This window comes from Massilimicrobiota sp. An105 (genome assembly GCF_002161155.1).
Lineage (GTDB): Bacteria > Bacillota_I > Bacilli_A > Erysipelotrichales > Coprobacillaceae > Allocoprobacillus > Allocoprobacillus merdigallinarum.
Genome location: NZ_NFLY01000015.1, coordinates 1 through 18,425 on the forward strand (window position 1 = coordinate 1; position 18,425 = coordinate 18,425).

24 protein-coding genes are annotated in these 18,425 nt (G+C 30.3%); 17 read left to right on the forward strand and 7 right to left on the reverse strand.

Annotated features, from left to right (window positions below; all coding sequences use genetic code 11):
• The first annotated feature begins 125 nt into the window (after positions 1-125).
• Positions 126-1,592, forward strand: a complete 1,467-nt coding sequence (locus B5E48_RS05695; protein WP_479684560.1) for an IS1182 family transposase — start codon at positions 126-128, stop codon at positions 1,590-1,592.
• A 143-nt stretch (positions 1,593-1,735) separates the two neighbouring features.
• Here B5E48_RS05695 and B5E48_RS05700 read toward each other — a convergent pair whose 3' ends face one another.
• On the reverse strand, positions 1,736-2,404 hold the full coding sequence (locus B5E48_RS05700) for a MurR/RpiR family transcriptional regulator (RefSeq protein WP_087304392.1): 669 nt from the start codon (positions 2,402-2,404) through the stop codon (positions 1,736-1,738).
• 53 nt (positions 2,405-2,457) lie between these two features.
• Between B5E48_RS05700 and B5E48_RS05705 the strand changes: the two genes are divergently transcribed.
• Positions 2,458-3,069: an AAA family ATPase gene (locus B5E48_RS05705; RefSeq protein ID WP_087243606.1), complete on the forward strand. Its 612-nt coding sequence runs from the start codon at positions 2,458-2,460 to the stop codon at positions 3,067-3,069.
• Positions 3,070-3,084: 15 nt separating this feature from the next.
• Complete coding sequence (locus B5E48_RS05710; RefSeq protein ID WP_087304393.1) at positions 3,085-4,371, forward strand: PTS sugar transporter subunit IIC; 1,287 nt, start codon at positions 3,085-3,087, stop codon at positions 4,369-4,371.
• 61 nt (positions 4,372-4,432) lie between these two features.
• Here the strand turns inward: B5E48_RS05710 and B5E48_RS05715 are convergent, their stop codons facing one another.
• Entirely contained in the window at positions 4,433-4,954 is a 522-nt protein-coding gene (locus tag B5E48_RS05715) for a TetR/AcrR family transcriptional regulator (RefSeq protein ID WP_087243608.1), read from the reverse strand.
• A 119-nt stretch (positions 4,955-5,073) separates the two neighbouring features.
• Here B5E48_RS05715 and B5E48_RS05720 point away from each other — a divergent pair, with 119 nt between their 5' ends.
• The 4 genes from B5E48_RS05720 (at position 5,074) to B5E48_RS05735 (ending at position 8,941) form a co-directional block, all read left to right on the forward strand.
• Positions 5,074-5,943, forward strand: coding sequence for an SDR family oxidoreductase (locus B5E48_RS05720; protein WP_087304394.1), 870 nt, complete (start codon positions 5,074-5,076; stop codon positions 5,941-5,943).
• Between the two features lie 78 nt (positions 5,944-6,021).
• A complete protein-coding gene (locus B5E48_RS05725) occupies positions 6,022-6,762 on the forward strand; it encodes a MurR/RpiR family transcriptional regulator (protein WP_087304395.1) in 741 nt (246 codons plus the stop codon).
• 69 nt (positions 6,763-6,831) lie between these two features.
• Positions 6,832-7,506 (forward strand): DUF6198 family protein, encoded by a 675-nt coding sequence (locus B5E48_RS05730; protein ID WP_087243611.1) that lies wholly within the window; start codon positions 6,832-6,834, stop codon positions 7,504-7,506.
• 13 nt (positions 7,507-7,519) lie between these two features.
• Positions 7,520-8,941, forward strand: coding sequence for a 6-phospho-beta-glucosidase (locus tag B5E48_RS05735; RefSeq protein ID WP_087304396.1), 1,422 nt, complete (start codon positions 7,520-7,522; stop codon positions 8,939-8,941).
• 26 nt (positions 8,942-8,967) lie between these two features.
• On the opposite strand, the gene B5E48_RS05740 is transcribed toward B5E48_RS05735, so the two are convergent.
• On the reverse strand, positions 8,968-9,588 hold the full coding sequence (locus tag B5E48_RS05740; protein WP_087304397.1) for a hypothetical protein: 621 nt from the start codon (positions 9,586-9,588) through the stop codon (positions 8,968-8,970).
• A gap of 140 nt (positions 9,589-9,728) precedes the next feature.
• Here B5E48_RS05740 and B5E48_RS05745 point away from each other — a divergent pair, with 140 nt between their 5' ends.
• The 3 genes from B5E48_RS05745 (at position 9,729) to B5E48_RS05755 (ending at position 12,471) form a co-directional block, all read left to right on the forward strand.
• Positions 9,729-10,283: an ECF transporter S component gene (locus tag B5E48_RS05745; protein WP_087243614.1), complete on the forward strand. Its 555-nt coding sequence runs from the start codon at positions 9,729-9,731 to the stop codon at positions 10,281-10,283.
• A complete protein-coding gene (locus B5E48_RS05750) occupies positions 10,252-10,674 on the forward strand; it encodes a DUF1893 domain-containing protein (protein ID WP_087243615.1) in 423 nt (140 codons plus the stop codon). The genes B5E48_RS05745 and B5E48_RS05750 overlap by 32 nt, the downstream gene beginning before the upstream one ends.
• A 159-nt stretch (positions 10,675-10,833) precedes the next feature.
• On the forward strand, positions 10,834-12,471 hold the full coding sequence (locus B5E48_RS05755) for a glycoside hydrolase family 2 protein (protein WP_087304398.1): 1,638 nt from the start codon (positions 10,834-10,836) through the stop codon (positions 12,469-12,471).
• Between the two features lie 6 nt (positions 12,472-12,477).
• Here B5E48_RS05755 and B5E48_RS05760 read toward each other — a convergent pair whose 3' ends face one another.
• Positions 12,478-12,945, reverse strand: coding sequence for an Rrf2 family transcriptional regulator (locus tag B5E48_RS05760; RefSeq protein ID WP_087304399.1), 468 nt, complete (start codon positions 12,943-12,945; stop codon positions 12,478-12,480).
• A gap of 66 nt (positions 12,946-13,011) precedes the next feature.
• Positions 13,012-13,464 carry a GNAT family N-acetyltransferase gene (locus tag B5E48_RS05765; protein WP_087297644.1) on the reverse strand — a complete coding sequence of 151 codons (453 nt, stop codon included), beginning with the start codon at positions 13,462-13,464 and terminating at the stop codon, positions 13,012-13,014.
• A gap of 74 nt (positions 13,465-13,538) precedes the next feature.
• Between B5E48_RS05765 and B5E48_RS05770 the strand changes: the two genes are divergently transcribed.
• The 3 genes from B5E48_RS05770 to B5E48_RS05780 all read left to right on the forward strand — a co-directional run bounded on the left by B5E48_RS05770 (position 13,539) and on the right by B5E48_RS05780 (position 14,835).
• Complete coding sequence (locus B5E48_RS05770) at positions 13,539-14,102, forward strand: GNAT family N-acetyltransferase (RefSeq protein ID WP_087304400.1); 564 nt, start codon at positions 13,539-13,541, stop codon at positions 14,100-14,102.
• Positions 14,103-14,213: 111 nt separating this feature from the next.
• Positions 14,214-14,441 (forward strand): helix-turn-helix transcriptional regulator, encoded by a 228-nt coding sequence (locus B5E48_RS05775; RefSeq protein ID WP_087243620.1) that lies wholly within the window; start codon positions 14,214-14,216, stop codon positions 14,439-14,441.
• Positions 14,428-14,835, forward strand: a complete 408-nt coding sequence (locus tag B5E48_RS05780; RefSeq protein WP_087243621.1) for a hypothetical protein — start codon at positions 14,428-14,430, stop codon at positions 14,833-14,835. Before B5E48_RS05775 ends, B5E48_RS05780 begins: the two co-directional genes overlap by 14 nt.
• A 13-nt stretch (positions 14,836-14,848) precedes the next feature.
• On the opposite strand, the gene B5E48_RS05785 is transcribed toward B5E48_RS05780, so the two are convergent.
• Both B5E48_RS05785 and B5E48_RS05790 read right to left on the reverse strand, forming a co-directional pair.
• Positions 14,849-15,583 (reverse strand): nucleoside/nucleotide kinase family protein, encoded by a 735-nt coding sequence (locus tag B5E48_RS05785; RefSeq protein WP_087304401.1) that lies wholly within the window; start codon positions 15,581-15,583, stop codon positions 14,849-14,851.
• 8 nt (positions 15,584-15,591) lie between these two features.
• Complete coding sequence (locus B5E48_RS05790; RefSeq protein WP_087304402.1) at positions 15,592-16,173, reverse strand: hypothetical protein; 582 nt, start codon at positions 16,171-16,173, stop codon at positions 15,592-15,594.
• 89 nt (positions 16,174-16,262) lie between these two features.
• Here B5E48_RS05790 and B5E48_RS05795 point away from each other — a divergent pair, with 89 nt between their 5' ends.
• The 4 genes from B5E48_RS05795 (at position 16,263) to B5E48_RS05810 (ending at position 18,403) form a co-directional block, all read left to right on the forward strand.
• Positions 16,263-16,814, forward strand: coding sequence for an SOS response-associated peptidase (locus B5E48_RS05795; RefSeq protein WP_087304403.1), 552 nt, complete (start codon positions 16,263-16,265; stop codon positions 16,812-16,814).
• A 60-nt stretch (positions 16,815-16,874) separates the two neighbouring features.
• Entirely contained in the window at positions 16,875-17,339 is a 465-nt protein-coding gene (gene bcp / locus B5E48_RS05800) for a thioredoxin-dependent thiol peroxidase (RefSeq protein ID WP_087304404.1), read from the forward strand.
• 75 nt (positions 17,340-17,414) lie between these two features.
• On the forward strand, positions 17,415-18,233 hold the full coding sequence (locus B5E48_RS05805) for a Cof-type HAD-IIB family hydrolase (protein ID WP_087304405.1): 819 nt from the start codon (positions 17,415-17,417) through the stop codon (positions 18,231-18,233).
• Positions 18,227-18,403, forward strand: a complete 177-nt coding sequence (locus tag B5E48_RS05810) for a TIGR04076 family protein (RefSeq protein WP_087304406.1) — start codon at positions 18,227-18,229, stop codon at positions 18,401-18,403. The genes B5E48_RS05805 and B5E48_RS05810 overlap by 7 nt, the downstream gene beginning before the upstream one ends.
• The last annotated feature ends 22 nt before the right edge of the window (positions 18,404-18,425 follow it).

An 18,425-nucleotide genomic window follows, 5' to 3' on the forward strand; every position in this document is an offset into this window, starting at 1 on the left:
ATTATATCCATTGTCGTGGATGACTTCTTTCCAAGTACGCAAACTTTGAGGCTCCACGACCTTTTTTTATCATCATGTCATGAAAATATGATATAATGTAAGTGCGTATTTGGAGGTAAAATATTATGGCAATGACATGTTTAAACAATCGTAAAAATGACAGCTTTATTTTGAGTACTATAGATGAATTAGTACCATCAGATCACAAGGTAAGAGAGCTTGAGGAAGCCATTGACTGGACATTTATTTATCCATTGGTCAGACCGCTCTACAGTTCTTTTGGAAGACCAAGTATCGATCCGGTGGTACTTTTTAAAATGCTTTTTATTAACTTTACATTTGGTATTCATTCCATGAGAAGAACATGTGAAGAAATCAAGGTCAACCTTGCCTACAGGTGGTTTTTAGGATTGTCCATTGATGATGAGGTTCCAAACTATTCAACCTGGTCACAGAACTATATCAGAAGATATGGAGATTCAGAAATTTTTGATGAGATTTTCAACAGGATCATCGAAGAAGCCATAGCATATGATTTTGTGGATCTTGATACAGTATTTGGAGATGGAACACATCGAAAAGCCAACGCCAATAGTAGAAAACACGAAAACAAGGTCGTGGAGATCGTCAAGAAACATTATGATGATGAACTTCTGGAAGAAATCAACAAGGATAGAGAAGAACATGGAAAAAAAGCATTAAAGGAAACAAAGGATATAGAGCTTGCATATGATGAAGAAACAGGAGAACTGATTGAAGGAAAAGGGACAAAATCAATAAAGGTAAGCAAGACAGACCCAGAAAGCGGATGCTTCCATAAGGGAGAAAAACAGAAATGCTTTGCATATACAAATCTGACATTCTGTGATAGACATGGATTTGTACTGCATAATACAGTAGCACCAGGCAATCAGCACGATAGTGTTGTTTTTCATGATGCGTATAGAGAGCTACTGAATACCTATGGAGATTCAATACATAACATCAGTCTGGATGCAGGATTCATAACACCTGCAATATGTCGAGAAATCATAGAGGATGGAATCAGACCTTATCTGCCATATAAAAGACCCATGACAAAAAAAGGATTCTTCAAGAAATATGAATATGTCTATGATGAAAAGCTAGATATTTATATATGTCCAAATAATAAGGACTTGAAATATACCACAACAAACAAATCAGGATACAGGGAATACAAATCAAATCCAAAGGATTGTGAAGGATGTCCATTCTTAGAGCAGTGTACACAGAGCAAGAATCACCAGAAGGTCATCACAAGACACGTATGGGAGGAATATAGAGAATTGGCGGATGAAATCAGATATACACCAGAATGGAAGGACATATACCCGTTAAGAAAAGAGACAATAGAAAGAGTCTATGCAGACTGCAAAGAAAAGCATGGATTAAGGTTTACGAGAATAAGAGGACTAAAGAAAAATCAACAGGAATCGTTGATTATTTTTGGCTGCCATAATTTAGGCAAATTGGCGAGAATGAAAAAAAGGAGAGGTCTCATAAATACGACCTCACCGAACAAAAAAGAAAGACATATAAGGAAAATAGTACAAATTTATCAATTTGCATAAAAAATAAAAAGAAGTGGTAGATTTAATAAAAAATTCTACCACTTTGTCAACAGCCTGAAACATGTTATAAATTCTATAACATGTTTTTTTCTTGGATAAATTAATATAATTTTATTGGTGTTATTTGTATAATATTGTCGGCTTTAAAATAATAATGTTTCAAAAGCAATAATAGCTTCGCCAAAGAAGGTATTAGGACGATTTAAATCATGTGAAAATGAGTCATATTGTTCAATAACGATTGGTAATGTAGAAAGCTGAATAATAGGGGATTGAGGATTACCAATAAAGCTAATAATAGGAACATGATTATGATAAGCCGTTTCAATCATTTCGTTTAAGCGTGGTGTTTTTCCTGAATAAGATACAACAATAAAAATGGTATTATCAAAAAAGTGCTGACTAAACATTTCCATATGGACAACACACATTGTAGAATAACCTAAAAGGGTTAAGCGTTGTTGCATGTATTCAGCAATAGGAGCAGAAAAGCCTAAACCAAAAACAATAATGCGTTTAGAATGATCTTGGAGTAAAGATTGGAATTGTTGATAAAAAGAACGATATTGTTCATGATAGTTGATAGTATGATTATCCTTGGTAGATGTCAGATGATAAATCATATCACTATAACCATCAAAACCAAACTTCTTACAAAGTTTATAAATAGTAGAAGTACTGGTATAATTATCTTTTGCCATTTGACGTATACCAATTGACTTGAGTTCAATAAGATGTTCTTGGATATAACTCACAATTTGTTTCTCTAGATTATTTAATTCAAATTTTTCTGATAAATGCTCAATATTCATAAAAACACCTCCAAAACTATTATGTCATATTCAAAAGAAAGGAGCAAGAATTCATGGCTAAAAAAATGTATGACCCATGGTCAAAAATTACAACAAGAAATGGTTATGCTGGAGATGAAGTAATTTCTGCTTTACAGAAATCTATTCGTAGAGGTTTAGAAGAACAGGCGTGTATGTTTGCTTATGAACTCTATATTTCATCACCTCAATTAGAAGAAAAATTATGGAGAAGATTATTAACAATTTCAGTAGAAGATATTGGTATGGGAAATCCAATGGCATCTGTTGTTGTGAATAATTTATATCAGATGAGTAGAGAATTTGATTATGCTGATGGAGATAGACCTATCTATTTTATTCATGCCATTAGATATATGTGCCAATCTGAAAAAGATCGTTCAAGTGATTTATTGAAAAATATTTGTATCAAATCTTTTGCAATGGGGAAATTACCAGAAATTCCTGATTATGCATTAGATAAACATACACAACGTGGACAGGCAATGGGAAGAGATTCATTCCATTTCTTAAATGAAGCGAGCCGTGTTTATCCACAAAAAGAAATTGATAATGATTATAAAGAAAGATATGCCAAAATCTTAGAAGAATATGATCCAGAAAATGTGGTAGATACAGCATTTACATTTAATGGATGGCAATTTTAAAAGGGAGAGTAAAAAATGATTAGTCGATTAGAACAGTTATTATCACCGCTTGGAAATAAGTTAGGAAATCAAAGACATTTACAGGCTATTTCTAATGGGATGATGATGTCACTTGCATTGATTGTTGTAGGATCAATATTTTTAATTATCGCCAATCCACCAATTAATTTAGATATCGTGGATATGAATACAGGAAATATTTTCCTAAAAGCGATGATTGCCTGGAAACAATGGGCAGTAGCGAATTATAATACCATTACCATTCCATATACAATGACTATGGGATTGATTGGTTTAGTGACAGCATTTGGAGTTGCTTATTCATTAGCTGAAACTTATCAAATGAAACCAGCAATCAATGGAATTATTTCTATGTGTGTATTCCTTATGATTTCTGCTCCTGTTACTGATGGACAATTATCAATGACTTATCTAGGAGCAGATGGTTTATTTGTCGCATTAATTATTGGTTTAATTTCAGTTGAAATTTGTCGTGTTGTTGGAAATAAAATTGTCTTTACATTTCCAGAAAGTGTACCAACAGCAGTCACAAACTTTGTGAATTCATTATTACCATTAGCAGCTAATATTATTATTATCTATGGTTTAAATCTTGTCTTAATGGGTGTCAGTGGTCAATCATTACCACAGTTTGTTATGAGTATTTTAACACCAGCTATTTCAGGTGTTGATAATGTTTGGGCTTATATGGGAATCTTTGCCTTTTCTAATATTTTATGGTTATTTGGAATCAATGGCTCATCTATCATTTTCCCAATTGTGTTCACATTAGGAATTACAAACTCTGGACTGAATGCCGATTTAATCAATGCTGGACAAAGTGCTGAACATATCATGAACTTACAGATGTATAGATATGCAGTTCTTGGTGGTGGAGGAAACACTTTAGGTCTTGTCTTATTAATGTGTTTTTCTCATGTGAAGCATTTAAAAACAATTGGTCGTTTAAGCCTAGTCCCAGGTATTTGCGGAATCAATGAACCAGTTATTTTTGGTGCGCCAATCGTCTTAAATCCTATTTTAGCGATACCATTTGTTTTCATGCCATGTATTTCTATTGGTTTAGGATATCTTGTTCAAAGCATTGGTCTTGTAAGCATGGGATATATTGTTGATCCTTCATTTACACCATTCTTTGCACAAGGATTCTTATCAGCATTAGATTTAAGAAATGTTATCTTTATGTGTGTATTGATTGTTATAAGTATGGTTGTGTATTATCCATTCTTTAAAGTCTATGAAAAATCAATAGCTCAAAAAGAAGGTATTGAAGAAAAATAATAAGAAAAGAGATTTCATTCATGATGCTCATGTTTGAAATCTCTTTTTCTATCATAATAGTTTATGACTGTTTTTGTAATTGTTTAATCATTTGAAATAATTCTTGAGGTGTTTCTTTTTTATCTGATAATATCCAATAATAACAGATTTGAAAATAAGGGATTGTATGATAAATCATAAAGTATTCTTTATATTGATGAATGAAAGGATTATTTGATTGTTCTAAACTGTTTAAGATACAATGCGTATTATATTTTGCAATATAGGGAAGTAAGTTCCACTTTTGTAATGCAAGTAAAAGAGCAGTATTTTTATCAAAGAATTGTATAAAATCTAAGATAGCCTCATCACTTGTAAAATAGGAAATATCAATATATTTATTTTGAAATGCTTTTTGATGAGCTTGTCGATAGGCTTCTTTTAAAACATCTTCAACAGATTGGTAATTATTATAAAAAGCATTTCTTGAAACATGAGCTTTTGTGACTAAAGATGTAATTGTGATATCCTCAATAGATGTCTTTTGTAATAAATCAATAAGTGCCTCAGTAATCTGTTGTTTAGAATAATTTGCTTTGTTCATGACAATCACCCATTTCATTATATCAAATAACAACAAAAATGCGAAGAATGTCCTTTTTGACTTATACTTATTGATAAAATATAAAGAAAGATTTATAGTGCATTTAGGAGGATAGAAAAATGAAAGATTATTTTGGATATCAAGGACAAATCGCAGTTGTGACAGGTGCAGCTTCTGGGATGGGAAAAGCAACAACAGAAATGTTAGTGGACTTAGGAGCAAAAGTTTATGCATTAGATTGGCAGAAAGTAGAGGTAGATGGAATAGAAAAATATATACATGTTGATTTAAGTCAAAAAGATTCTATAGATCAGGCATTTCAAGAGATTCCTGACCATATTCATGCTTTCTTTGGTATAGCAGGAGTTTCAGGAGCAAAAAATGATTTTATAACAACTTGTAAAATTGATTTATTATCTAATCAATATATTTGTGAAGAATATTTAATTCATAGAATGCAAAAAGGTGACGCTATTGCATTTATGACATCTACAGGTGGTAATGGATGGGAAAGAGAAGATAATAAAGATATTTATTTACCAGTTATTCAGGCATCTGGATGGGATGGAAAAGTTGCGGCTATAGAAAAAACAGGTATGAGTCGAATGCCTGGAACAATGGCATACCCATTTAGTAAATTAGCTATGAATTATTTAACAGTCTATTTACAATCTACATTTGCATCTCAAGGTATAAGAGTAAATGCTGTATTACCTGGGTCAACAGATACAGGTATGAAAGATGAATTTACACAAATGGCTGGTGGTGAAGAAGCTTTATTATCTCATTGTGGTTATGCAAAACGTCTGGCTACCAGTGAAGAAATGGCTATGCCTATCGTCTTTTTAAATAGTGTAATGGCTTCATATATTTCTGGTGAACATTTAATTGTTGATTTTAGTCAAACCAGTGAAGAAATTGCAGGAATTAAGCCAGTAGGACAAGTGATTTCTTTAAAAGGAATATTAGAATATATGAAAAATATGTAATCTTCATTTATAAATGTTATAATTGTAATGACAGTTATAGCATTTTATTTTTCGTTATATAAGTGAATGGTGATAATGATGATTATAGATAAGGTTAATGATATTATTAATGGACATACAAGTAAAAATTCATTATATGTTTTTTGTGTTTTTATTAAGGAAAATATTGCAAAGATTCCTAGAATGACTATTGAAGATATAGCAAAAGCATGTTATATATCAAAAGGACAAGTTTCAAAGTGTATTCGAAATCTAGATTATCAAAATTATGAGGAATTTATATATGAATGTTATTCATATTTAGATTCCTTAGAAAGAAGGCAGCTTTTCATTGATAAAAAATTATCTTTAAAGGAAAACATAAGCATTTTTTCTGATAATTTTCTTAAAAATATACAGTACACTCAAAAATATTTAGATTATACTCAAATAGAAGAACTTATTAAAAATATAAAAACTTCTCGTAAAATTTACTTATATGCTCAAGGGGATGCACGATCACTTATTTATAATATTCAAAGGGAATTGAATATATATCATATCAATACAATTATTTGTGACGTGGATTTAAAAAAAGAATATTCTTTTACAAATCAAGATTTACTTATTATTATAAGCATAAATGGAGATACTTTTCACTATGATAAAAGAATTATTCAAAGACTAAGAAAAACAAAAGTTAATAAATGGTTGATTACATGTCAGAATGATATCAATTTCTGTGAAAATCAAATTTTTATACACTGTTTGCATTTTTCTTATCATCTATATATGATGAGATATATTATTGATATTATTCTTCTTGGTTTACAAATGTGAGTTTCCTTTTTGGAAACTTTTTTTGATTGTGCTTATTTTTTTTATATGATGATTACAGGAGGATGTTATATGTATAAAATTTCAAGTGAATTACTCTATGTTTTCGCTATTTTGTTATTGGGGTTTGGTGTTAACTTAATGTCAATAGCTGATTGTGGCATGTCAATGATTGTTTGTCCAGCATATATTATTAGTCAAAAATATAATCATTTAACATATGGACAAGCAGAATATTTAGTTGCGGGATTTCTATTTGTTATTTTTTGTATCGTACTACGAAAGTTTCGATTAGCTTATTTAAGTTCGTTTATAACAGGTTTTTTATATGCAACTACGGCTGATATTTTAAAATTCATATTACCAATATTTCAAGTAACTATATCTTCTTTGGTAATACGTATGATTTGTTTCTTTTTGGGTATGATGATATCTGCTTTAGCAGTAGCTATGTTTTATGAAACATATTTTTATCCACAAATTTATGATTTCTTTTGTAAAGTATTATCTAAGAAATATAAAATATCATTGAAGTTATTCAAAACATGTTTTGATTGTACATTTTTAATGATTTCACTATTCATGTCTTTGATATTATTTAATGATTTTGTAGGTATAGGGTTAGGAACAATCATTATGGCAATATGCAATGGAGCATTGATACAATTTTTTCGTACAAAAGTTTTAAGTCATTTTATTTATATACCAAGATTTAAAAAATTATCATATTATTTAAACAATGCATAAAGGAGGAAAAGTTATGGGATTTAAAGAAGGATTTTTATGGGGTGGTGCAACAGCTGCCAATCAAGTTGAAGGTGGTATTTTCGAAGGTGGACGTGGTTTAGCTAATGTCGATTTGATGCCGTATGGTCAAGATCGATATGCTATTGGAACAGGAGAAAAATGGATTAATCATATTGACAATCACTATTTTCCAAGTCATCAAGCTGTTGATTTTTATTATCATTATAAAGAAGATATTGCATTAATGGCAGAAATGGGATTTAAAGTTTTTAGAATATCCATTGCATGGACACGCATTTTTCCACATGGTGATGAAGAATCACCTAATGAAGAAGGATTAAAATTTTATGAAGATGTATTTAAAGAGTGTCATAAATATCATATTGAACCATTAGTGACAATAAATCATTTTGATTGTCCTATGTATTTGATCAACAAATATGGAGGATGGAGAGATAGAAGAATGATTGATTGTTATGTTAAATTAGCAAAGGTTCTATTGATAAGATATAAACATTTTGTAAAATATTGGCTAACTTTTAATGAAATCAATATGATACTTCATTTTCCGTTTGTTGCAGCAGGACTAAGATTTAAGGATGATGAAAATAAAATACAGGCTATGATTACCTGTGCGCATCATGAATTAGTTGCTAGTGCACTCGTCACAAAACTGGCTCATGAGATTAATCCACAAAATCAAATTGGATGCATGTTAGCAGCAGGGTCTTATTATCCAGCAACATGTAAACCTGAAGATTATTGGAAAGCTATATGCGATAATCGAGAAAGCTATATGTTTATTGATGTTCAATCAAGAGGCTATTATCCTCCATATGCTTTAAAATGGATAGAAAAGAATCAAGCTACCATTCCATTTATGAATGATGATAAGAATTTATTGATGGAAAATACTGTTGATTTTATAAGTTTTTCATATTATTCATCAAGAGTTTCTAGTTCGACTCCTGATAGTAGCTGTCAAACTGAAAGTAATATATTTGCATCTGTTATAAATCCATATTTGAAATCGAGTGAATGGGGATGGCAAATTGATCCTTTAGGTTTAAGAATTACTATGAATGAACTTTATGATCGTTATCAAAAACCATTATTTATTGTTGAAAATGGTTTAGGAGCTAAAGATATTGTAGAAGAAGATGGAACAATTCAAGATGATTATCGCATTCATTATTTAAGAGAACATATTAAAGCGATGAAAGATGCTGTTGACAAAGATGGTGTTGATTTAATGGGATACACAACATGGGGATGTATAGATTTGATTTCCAATGGGACTGGTGAAATGGAAAAAAGATATGGATTTATATATGTAGATAGAGATAACAGGGGAAAGGGAACGTTCAAAAGGTTAAAGAAAAAATCGTTTGAATGGTATAAAAAAGTCATTACTACAAATGGGGAATTATTATAAAAAAACATGTCACTAGTACATGTTTTTTAATTATATAAAATACTTTGATAATATTCTTTTGTCTTTTGTTCAAAAGATTGATTCATATCCATTTGTTTTTCAATGATTTGTGATTCCATCTGTTGAATTTGATCTTCTTGAGGAGCATGGTCACTGGCAATGACGCTCACTGTAGATATTGTTGCTTGAGGAAATTGTTCTTGGAGATGACGAATCATTTCATTGATTTGATTTTGAATTGTACTTTTAACATCATTGAGTAAATTATCAATAATCAGTAAAATCATATGTATAAAAGGATAATCCTTATCCACCACAACATAAGCACCTAATGCTTGTTGGTGATTCATAGAATTTAATGAGAATTGTTGTGTCATGTCCATTTTTTCAACAAAGTATACTGGGCTATAAAAAACGTGGTCTTCTTTTCGTGTTAAAAATGGTTGATCTTGATCTGGCTGAAGAAATAACATGTCTTTATATAATGAAAAAATAACATTATCATTATAGATAGGTGTTAATTGCTTAAAATCCTCTATTCCTTTGGATAGAGTTGTATACATATCATTGCTGTATTTCATTTTTTCAACATAATCATGTATATCTTCTTGAGAAATCATATCAAGATATTCATAAAGTCTTTTCATAACCTCACCTCAATCATGGAGTATAGCATAAAAGTTATGTATATGAAAGAAAAAAACAGATATAAATTTTAAAAAATAATGATTGACTCTAAACTTCACTTTAGGGTTATGATAGAATAGAATAACAAGGAGGTTTTATCGTGAAAACAAAGAAATTAACATTTGGTGCTATGTGTTTAGCCATATCTTTATTACTACCACAAGTCTTTCATATCATTGGTATGCAACAGGCTGGTTCTGTTTTTCTTCCAATGCATTTGCCTGTTTTTATAGGGGGAATGCTTTTAGGTCCTATTTATGGTTTGTTTTTAGGAATCTTTGCTCCTTTGACAAGCTTTGTTGTGACTGGAATGCCTTCTGCGGATCGTGTTCTTTTTATGATGAGTGAACTTGCCACTTATGGAATGATGAGTGGACTTTTATTCCATCAGTTCCATTTCTCTAAACAAAAGTTTGGAGCATTATCAGCACTTATTATTTCGATGATTGCTGGTAGAGTTGTTTATGGTATTGTGATTTCTATAGCAACATACATTTTTGGCATTCCTCTTGGTGGTATTCCTGCTGTCATTGCAGCAACAACAACGGGTATTCCAGGTATTATTATTCAATTGATTTTTGTACCAACTATTGTCATGGCGATTGTTAAGGGAGGCTATTTTGATGAAGTTGCAGCAACTGCAAAAAAAGCTTAATGAAGAAGGATTATCATTAATTGCTGATAGACAGGGAGAACTCTATACATCAAAGCTTCATGGCATAGGACCTATTATAAATCCTATGAAGGAAGATATATATTATTTTGAAGATGCAATCGTAGTTGATAAAGTCATTGGAAAAGCAACTGCAATGTTACTGATTTTATCAAAAGTGAAATACATTTATGCCTATGTCTTAAGTGAAAAAGCCAAAGAAATATTGGAATATTATCATATCAGTTATGATTGTGAAAAAGTTGTTCCTTATATTATCAATAGAACACATGATGGTATGTGTCCTATGGAAAAGACTGTTTATGATATGAATGATTTAGATGAAGCTTTTATAGCTTTAAAACATAAACAAAGTGAATTAATGAAACAATAATGTAAAAGCATCCCATTTGGATGCTTTTTTCATATAGACGACATCACTCATAGTAAGCTTTCACGTCATGATAATCATCCTTTGTGAATAATATCGTATAAAATGATTTCAGACAAAACATATCTATTATATAATAGAAATATAAAGGAGTTGTTTCATATGAAAAATAAATATGACTATCCTCGTCCACAATTATATCGAGAAAGCTTTCAATCATTAGATGGAGAATGGTTATTAAACCAACAGATTATCCAAGTCCCTTATCCACCACAAGCTCCTTTGTCTTGTTATCAAGGGGAAATAGGGGAACATCTTCATTATCAAAAGACATTTATATTAGATGATTATATGCTTGGAAAAGAAAAAAGTATTCATTTGCATTTTGGTGCTGTGGATCAAATCGCAAAAGTCTATATAAACCATCAATGTGTAGGAGAACATCAAGGTGGATATTTACCATTCTGGTTTGACATTACATCGTTTATTCAAGATGGAGAAAACCTTTTAGAAGTTCAAGTCACTGATCAGCTATCTGATCTTTATCCTTATGGCAAACAAAAGAAAAAATCAGGTGGTATGTGGTACACACCAGTATCAGGCATTTGGCAATCTGTCTGGCTTGAAGCTGTACAATCACATTACATACAGGATTTAAAAATAACCCCATCTTTAGATCAGATACATCTTCATATTGAAACAACAGCTGATTACTATCAAGTCAGTATTGTCGCAGATGAATTATTTTTAAAAGAAACATTTCATGATAAAGATATTGATATAGACATACCATCTTCATATCGTCATTTATGGACTACAGAAAATCCATATCTATATAGAATATTTATAGATACGGATAATGATCATGTAGAAAGTTATTTTGCTTTAAGAACAGTAGAGGTTAAAAATCAGGATATTCTATTAAATGGAAAGCCTATATTTATACATGGGGTTTTAGATCAGGGCTATTTCCATGATGGACTATATTTGCCTCATCAAATGAATGAGTATGAAAAAGATATTTTAAGAATGAAAGAATTAGGATTTAATTGTCTAAGAAAACATATTAAAGTTGAACCTGAAGCTTTTTACTTTGCCTGTGATCAACTTGGAATGTTAGTCATACAAGATCATGTTAATAATGGGCAATATCATTATATCAGAGATACAGTTTTACCAAACTTAGGGTTCAAATATCGCTTGGATCATGTAAGAGGGAAACAACTTCAAAAATATATATTTCAAAAACATATGTTGGACACATTGAAGCATTTATATAATCATCCTTGTATTATTGGATATACTATTTTTAATGAAGGATGGGGTCAAATTCAAGCTGATAACATGTATCAATTATGTCAAGACTATGATTCATCTCGTTTTTATGATGCCACTTCTGGATGGTTTCATCAAAAATTAAGTGATGTTCAAAGTGAACATGTTTATTTTAGAAACAAGGTATTAAAAAATAAACAAAATCGACCTATATTATTAAGTGAATGTGGTGGTTATACAAGAATTGTTGATCAGCATGTCTATTCTTCTCGTTATTATGGTTATGGAACAACCCATAGTGAAGAAGAATTAACGAATCAGATGATAAAAATGTATGAAGAAATGGTGTTACCATCTATTGATCATGGCTTATGTGGATGTATTTATACACAATTATCAGATATAGAAGATGAAATCAATGGTTTATATACATATGATCGTCAAGTATGTAAAGTCAATAAACAGCGTTTATTGAAACTACAAAAACAAATTCAAAAAGCATTTGAGGAAAAGAAAAGAATATAATGATGTTTATTCATTATATTCTGATACATTTTCCTTTTTTTCATTTTGAATATAATATTGAGTATCTTTGATAATATCTGCGAGTGTGATGCTTTTCAATTCATTTTCTAAAGCCTTTTGAACCTGTATTAATTTGTTATCCAATATATGATGAATATTTCTACCTACTGGGCATTGTGGATTAGGGTTTTCATGAAAATGAAATAATTCACCATTTTCAATACAGTCAACAGCATGATAAATATCTAAAAATGTAATATCTTTTGGATCTTTAGCTATTGAGGCACCTCCACTACCACGTTGCACATGAACAAGACCAGCATTTCGTAACTGAGATAATATTTTTCTAATAATCACTGGATTTACATTGACACTTTCAGCTAAAAAATCACTTGTTATTTTGGTATCTTTTTCAAAAGTGTCGATACAAGAAAAAATATGTACAGCAATAGTAAAACGACTTGAAATTTGCATATCTACTCCCTCTTTCTTTTCTGTTTTGATTATATAGGGCATTTGATGTAATGTCAATGTTTACAATTACAATATTTGTTCCATCATGATTTTTAAAGGCGTCATACCACATTTTTCATAGAATTTCATTGCTGATTCATTTAAACACCAGACATTTAACGTCACATGATAATAATGTTGCGTTTTCGCATAGTTTAAAACATATTCATAAAGCTGTTTTCCAATATGCTGACCACGACATTTTTCATCTACACATAAATCATCAATATAAAGTGTTTTTTTATTTTCATAATGATGTTGTTCTATACAAAAGACGTATCCAAGTATTTGATGAAGATGATCTTCATAAACAAAGATTGGTCTTGTATCATCTTGTATGACTTGGATAAGTTGTTCATCTGTATATTTTTTACTTCCATGTTGGAATAAATCAGGTCGTCCATCAGCGTGTACATTATTAACTTGAAATAATAAATGATTAAGACTTGCTAAGTCTTGTATTGTTGCTTCTCTAATCATAAAAATCCTCCAATCTTTATTTCTGTTTGACAATATGATATTATGATTATTAATAAAAATCAAGGAGATATCATATGTTACATCAAGGAACAAAGCGATTAAAGAGTCAACGTTTTATTTTACGTCCATTTCAAAAAGATGATGCCAAAGCAATGTTTGAACGTTGGGCAAGTGATGAAGAAGTGACACATTTTTTAACTTGGAAACCACATCAGAATATTCAAGTCACACAACAGATTTTAGACGATTGGATTAAACAATATCAGAATTTGAATTATTATAATTGGGCTATTATTATCAAGGATTATGATCATTTACCTATTGGCAATATATCAGTTGTAGAAGTGAATGAGAAAACTCATTTAGCTGTTATTGGATATTGTCTTTCACGCCAATATTGGCATCAGGGAGTCATGAGTGAGGTTCTGGATAGAGTCATTGATTTTCTTTTCAATGAAGTGGGCTTTGAATGTATTCAATCTCATCATGATCCTTTAAATCCACATTCTGGACAAGTTATGTTGAAATGTGGAATGACATATGAAGGAACTTTGAGACATAGTGACTGGAATAATCAAGGGATTGTAGATGCATGTTATTATTCCATTTTAAAAGATGAGTATAAAAAGAAAGGTTAGACTTTCTTTTTATATATATTTTAAATATGAAGTAAACTTCATATTTCTATTGTATAATTATAAATAAGAATATATAATATATATGAAGTAAACTTCATATTGGAGGTGCTTATGAAAACAAGAGTTAAAGAATTTAGACTTCAAAAGGGAATGACACAACAGCAGTTAGCAAAGATGGTTCATGTTTCCAATAGAACCATTATTTCCATTGAAAAAGGACAATATAACCCATCACTTATGCTGGCATATCGTCTTTCTCAAGTCTTTCATGTTTCCATTGAAGAATTATGTTGTTTAGAAGATAATTTAAAGGAGGAAGAATCACATGATCAAAAATAAAAGAAATTTTTTCATAGCTATTATCATGACGCTATTATCTTTTGTTGCCTTCATTATTTATATGAAGACTAATGAATATCGTTATTTCATAACCATGCTAGTAGGTATATTTTATGCAATGATACAATATTATCAGGCATTTTCTACAAGCATCTTTGAAGAATTGAAGATATATAATGATGAAAGAGATGATTTCATTATCATGAAAACAAGTCATCTTCTTTTAAGAATAATGAATTATATTTTATTTATAATGGTTTTTATTTTTTTAATGAGTTATGCGTTATTTGGTATTGGCACATTGCTGATTATATCTTTAACATTGATTGGAATATTAGTCTTTATATTTTTAGGGACACTGTTTATCAATATTTATTTAGAAAAAAGAAATTAAAAACACAGAAATACTACTTCTGTGTATAAATATGATGATTTTCATATAAATGAATATGTGCCGGTAAAGAATGATTAAGGACTCTTTTGACATTGATGCCATCAGAGTTTTCATAGAATTGTTTGGCTAAATGATAAGGAATACCACCCATCATTTTACGTTGAATCAAGCGTTTCTTTAGCTCTTGAATAGGAGCTTCAATAAAAAGAGAATCATCAAATAAAGTGTGAATATCTTTCCATTTCTCTTCATTGAGCAATAAGTAATTACCTTCTAAAAGAACTATTTTTTGACAGATATGAATTTGATCTTCAACAGGATTATGCAAAACTCTGTCATATATAGGAAAATCAATATCATTTGTTTGCATATCTTTTATCTTATTAATGAGTCTATCCACATCAAAAGTTTCTGGACAACCTTTGACATCTTTCATGCATATTTTTTGTTGATCTTTAATGATATAATGCGTATCCAAATAATCCTGATAACGATGAAAACCATCCATGCCTAAAGCCTGTAAAGGTGTCACATTAGAAATATTTTGTGATAAATATTCAAGAAATAGTGAAAGTGTTGTTTTTCCAATTCCAGGCGGAGCAGCTAAAAGAATCAATAATCTTTGATTTTTTTCTTCTTGCACTTGCGTCCATTTTTTCAATAAAGGAATAAATATATTTTGAATGTTCTGTTCATCAAATTGAGCCTTTATAAGATGTCCATTGACATTAAGTTCATAAGTTTTCATAAGTCCTCCTAAGGAATAATAATTTTTCTTCTCTTTTTATGACAAGTTTTTTCATAGAGTAAAGATTGTATATTCATCTTGATGAGTTCATTACGACGAAAAGATAATGAATGGATTGTCTGTTTTTGAATATCAAAACAATAAAGTTTTGTGACACAATTGATAAAAAGATAATGATAGAAATCATGAGGAACATCTTTTTGGATTAAAAATGTTTTTAAGCTTTCTTGAGATAAATTATGACAGTGAGAAAAAATATAAAGTCCATTATGCAAATATCTTTCATACTTTTTACACTTGATAAGTTTACGTTCAATAGCATCATCTATTTTTTCAAAAACAAAAGAAATGTTTTGATCATCATGATCAAAGGGTGTCATATCCAATGTTTTATATAAAGTTTTTTTCATATCAGCAACCGCTTCTTCAGGTGTTAAAGCCTGAGTGACTTCTATGCCATGATGATAAAGAGGAATACGCAAATCAGGACGATCTGATAATAAGATGTCTTTTTCATCAATATCAAAGAAAGTAGCTAATGTTAATGCAGCATATTTTTCAAAATAATTTTTACTATAAGTTTCACTCATTTGGACACCATCCTTTCTTCTATTATCTCATAGAATACAGGAAAACTCTAGAATCTATGCTATAATAAAAAAAGATTGGAGATAAAAATATGTGTGGAAGATATTATTTAATTAAAAGGATATATGAAGTTTTAAAAGATATGGAGATGGATGTTGCTTCATCATTACAAGTGACAGGAGATTGTAGACCTCATCAGATGTTGCCAGTCATCATTCAAGAAGGAAATCATTGTCAGATAAAAATGATGCAATGGGGCTATACAATCAATTCAAAACTGATTATTAATGCCCGTAGTGAAACGATTTTAGATAAGACATTATTTCGAGAAGATATTCAAAATCGTCGTTGTCTTATTATAGCGAAAGGATTTTATGAGTGGGATATTCATAAACATCAGATATCTTTTGAACCAATGGAAGATATTTTATTGATGGCAGGCTGTTATAATAAACAAGGAGAATTTGTTATTATAACAAAAGAGGCTAATGATGTGATGCAACCTGTTCATTCACGTATGCCAGTTATGTTATCACCTCATCAAATCAATAGTTGGTTTGATCAACAAAGCTATCAAAAATATCTTCAGTGTGAAATACCTTTTCATATTGTATCAGGCATCTTACAGCAATCTTTATTTTAAGCAAATGGATTGCATTTTCATAGCAGAGGTATTATGATGAAACAAAGGAGTGAAGGATAGATGTTAGAAGTTGGAACAAAGGCCCCAGATTTTACTTTATTAAATCAAAATGGTGAAGAAATATCATTAAGTCAATATCGAGGACAGAAGGTTATTTTATATTTTTATCCAAAAGATAATACACCTGGATGTACAAAACAGGCTTGTGGATTTGCACAATTATATCCTGATTTTGTCAAAAAAGGAGCTGTTATTTTAGGTGTCAGTAAAGACAGTGTCAAATCTCATAAAAAGTTTGAAGAAAAATATCAGTTACCATTTACATTGTTATCAGATCCAGACTTAGTAGCTATACAAGCTTATGATGTATGGAAAGAAAAAAATATGTATGGTAAAAAAGTTATGGGAGTTGTTAGAACAACATATTTGATTAATGAAGAAGGGATTATCGAAAAGGCATATACAAAAGTCAAGGCTGCTCAAAATCCAAATGATATGTTAGAAGTTTTAAACGCATCTTTATAGATGTGTTTTTTTGTTATAGACTAGAAACAAGACTTGAATTTCTTTATAATAAAGCATATAAGGGGAGGAAGACAAATGATTCGATTAATTGCGACGGATATGGATGGCACTTTTTTAGATTCACAAAAAAAGTTTGATAAATCTTTTATAGATTTGTTTTATCAAATGAAAGAGAAAAATATAAAGTTTGTTATAGCGAGTGGGAATCAATATTATCGCTTATATCAAAAATTTTTACCTCTTAGTGATCAGATGTATTTCATTGCTGAAAATGGAAGTTATATTGCGAAAGGAACAACAGAATTGCATTGTGATGTGATTTCATATCAAAAAGTGAAAGAAATGGTACATATTTTATCACAATACCAACGTATTTTTATCATTTTATGTGGGAGAAAAGGTGCTTATATTTTAAAAGATTATTTTGCATATAAAAATGAAGTTAAAAAATATTATTGTGCTTATTCATTTATAGATTCTTATGATGAGATTCATGATGATATTATGAAGATTGCCATCTATGATAAAGAACAGCATATTCAAGATTTATTAGATGAGATTCGTCAACAGCTACCAGATGGCGTTAAGATTGTTACATCAGGAAATGAATGGATGGATATTCAAAATCAGCACATGCATAAAGGGGTAGGTATCAAATTTTTACAGGATACATACCAGATTAATCCAGATGAATGTGCAGCCTTTGGAGATCAAATGAACGATTATGAAATGTTGCAGGAAGTCAAATATGCTTATGCCATGTCAAATGCAGTAGAACCTATTAAAAATATTGCTTATGAGGTCATTGGATCAAATGATGAGCAAGCTGTGCTCAAAAAGATTCATGATATTTTAAAAGAAACTGAGGGAAAGATGATTTCTGGCATATGCTAGATGGCAAATTTTGTAGTGAAGCATGGGATTGTGTCAGTCGTTATATTTATGCTGGACTTCAGGGTGGTTCTATTATGAAAGATTGGATGAGACATGAAAACGAAATGATTGCCTGTTGTAATGATGGGACTAGACCAGTCATTTTTAAAATAGAAAGAATAGATGAATAAGCACTCTGTAGTGCTTATTTTC

Excerpts from the sequence above, each read along its gene's own strand:
- B5E48_RS05695 (WP_479684560.1), top strand. The coding sequence starts at position 126 with ATGGCAATGACATGTTTAAACAATCGTAAAAATGACAGCTTTATTTTG.
- B5E48_RS05700 (WP_087304392.1), bottom strand. The coding sequence starts at position 2,404 with ATGAATATTGAGCATTTATCAGAAAAATTTGAATTAAATAATCTAGAG.
- B5E48_RS05705 (WP_087243606.1), top strand. The coding sequence starts at position 2,458 with ATGGCTAAAAAAATGTATGACCCATGGTCAAAAATTACAACAAGAAAT.
- B5E48_RS05710 (WP_087304393.1), top strand. The coding sequence starts at position 3,085 with ATGATTAGTCGATTAGAACAGTTATTATCACCGCTTGGAAATAAGTTA.
- B5E48_RS05715 (WP_087243608.1), bottom strand. The coding sequence starts at position 4,954 with ATGAACAAAGCAAATTATTCTAAACAACAGATTACTGAGGCACTTATT.
- B5E48_RS05720 (WP_087304394.1), top strand. The coding sequence starts at position 5,074 with ATGAAAGATTATTTTGGATATCAAGGACAAATCGCAGTTGTGACAGGT.
- B5E48_RS05725 (WP_087304395.1), top strand. The coding sequence starts at position 6,022 with ATGATTATAGATAAGGTTAATGATATTATTAATGGACATACAAGTAAA.
- B5E48_RS05730 (WP_087243611.1), top strand. The coding sequence starts at position 6,832 with ATGTATAAAATTTCAAGTGAATTACTCTATGTTTTCGCTATTTTGTTA.
- B5E48_RS05735 (WP_087304396.1), top strand. The coding sequence starts at position 7,520 with ATGGGATTTAAAGAAGGATTTTTATGGGGTGGTGCAACAGCTGCCAAT.
- B5E48_RS05740 (WP_087304397.1), bottom strand. The coding sequence starts at position 9,588 with ATGAAAAGACTTTATGAATATCTTGATATGATTTCTCAAGAAGATATA.
- B5E48_RS05750 (WP_087243615.1), top strand. The coding sequence starts at position 10,252 with ATGAAGTTGCAGCAACTGCAAAAAAAGCTTAATGAAGAAGGATTATCA.
- B5E48_RS05755 (WP_087304398.1), top strand. The coding sequence starts at position 10,834 with ATGAAAAATAAATATGACTATCCTCGTCCACAATTATATCGAGAAAGC.
- B5E48_RS05760 (WP_087304399.1), bottom strand. The coding sequence starts at position 12,945 with ATGCAAATTTCAAGTCGTTTTACTATTGCTGTACATATTTTTTCTTGT.
- B5E48_RS05765 (WP_087297644.1), bottom strand. The coding sequence starts at position 13,464 with ATGATTAGAGAAGCAACAATACAAGACTTAGCAAGTCTTAATCATTTA.
- B5E48_RS05770 (WP_087304400.1), top strand. The coding sequence starts at position 13,539 with ATGTTACATCAAGGAACAAAGCGATTAAAGAGTCAACGTTTTATTTTA.
- B5E48_RS05775 (WP_087243620.1), top strand. The coding sequence starts at position 14,214 with ATGAAAACAAGAGTTAAAGAATTTAGACTTCAAAAGGGAATGACACAA.
- B5E48_RS05780 (WP_087243621.1), top strand. The coding sequence starts at position 14,428 with ATGATCAAAAATAAAAGAAATTTTTTCATAGCTATTATCATGACGCTA.
- B5E48_RS05785 (WP_087304401.1), bottom strand. The coding sequence starts at position 15,583 with ATGAAAACTTATGAACTTAATGTCAATGGACATCTTATAAAGGCTCAA.
- B5E48_RS05790 (WP_087304402.1), bottom strand. The coding sequence starts at position 16,173 with ATGAGTGAAACTTATAGTAAAAATTATTTTGAAAAATATGCTGCATTA.
- B5E48_RS05795 (WP_087304403.1), top strand. The coding sequence starts at position 16,263 with ATGTGTGGAAGATATTATTTAATTAAAAGGATATATGAAGTTTTAAAA.
- bcp (WP_087304404.1), top strand. The coding sequence starts at position 16,875 with ATGTTAGAAGTTGGAACAAAGGCCCCAGATTTTACTTTATTAAATCAA.
- B5E48_RS05805 (WP_087304405.1), top strand. The coding sequence starts at position 17,415 with ATGATTCGATTAATTGCGACGGATATGGATGGCACTTTTTTAGATTCA.
- B5E48_RS05810 (WP_087304406.1), top strand. The coding sequence starts at position 18,227 with ATGCTAGATGGCAAATTTTGTAGTGAAGCATGGGATTGTGTCAGTCGT.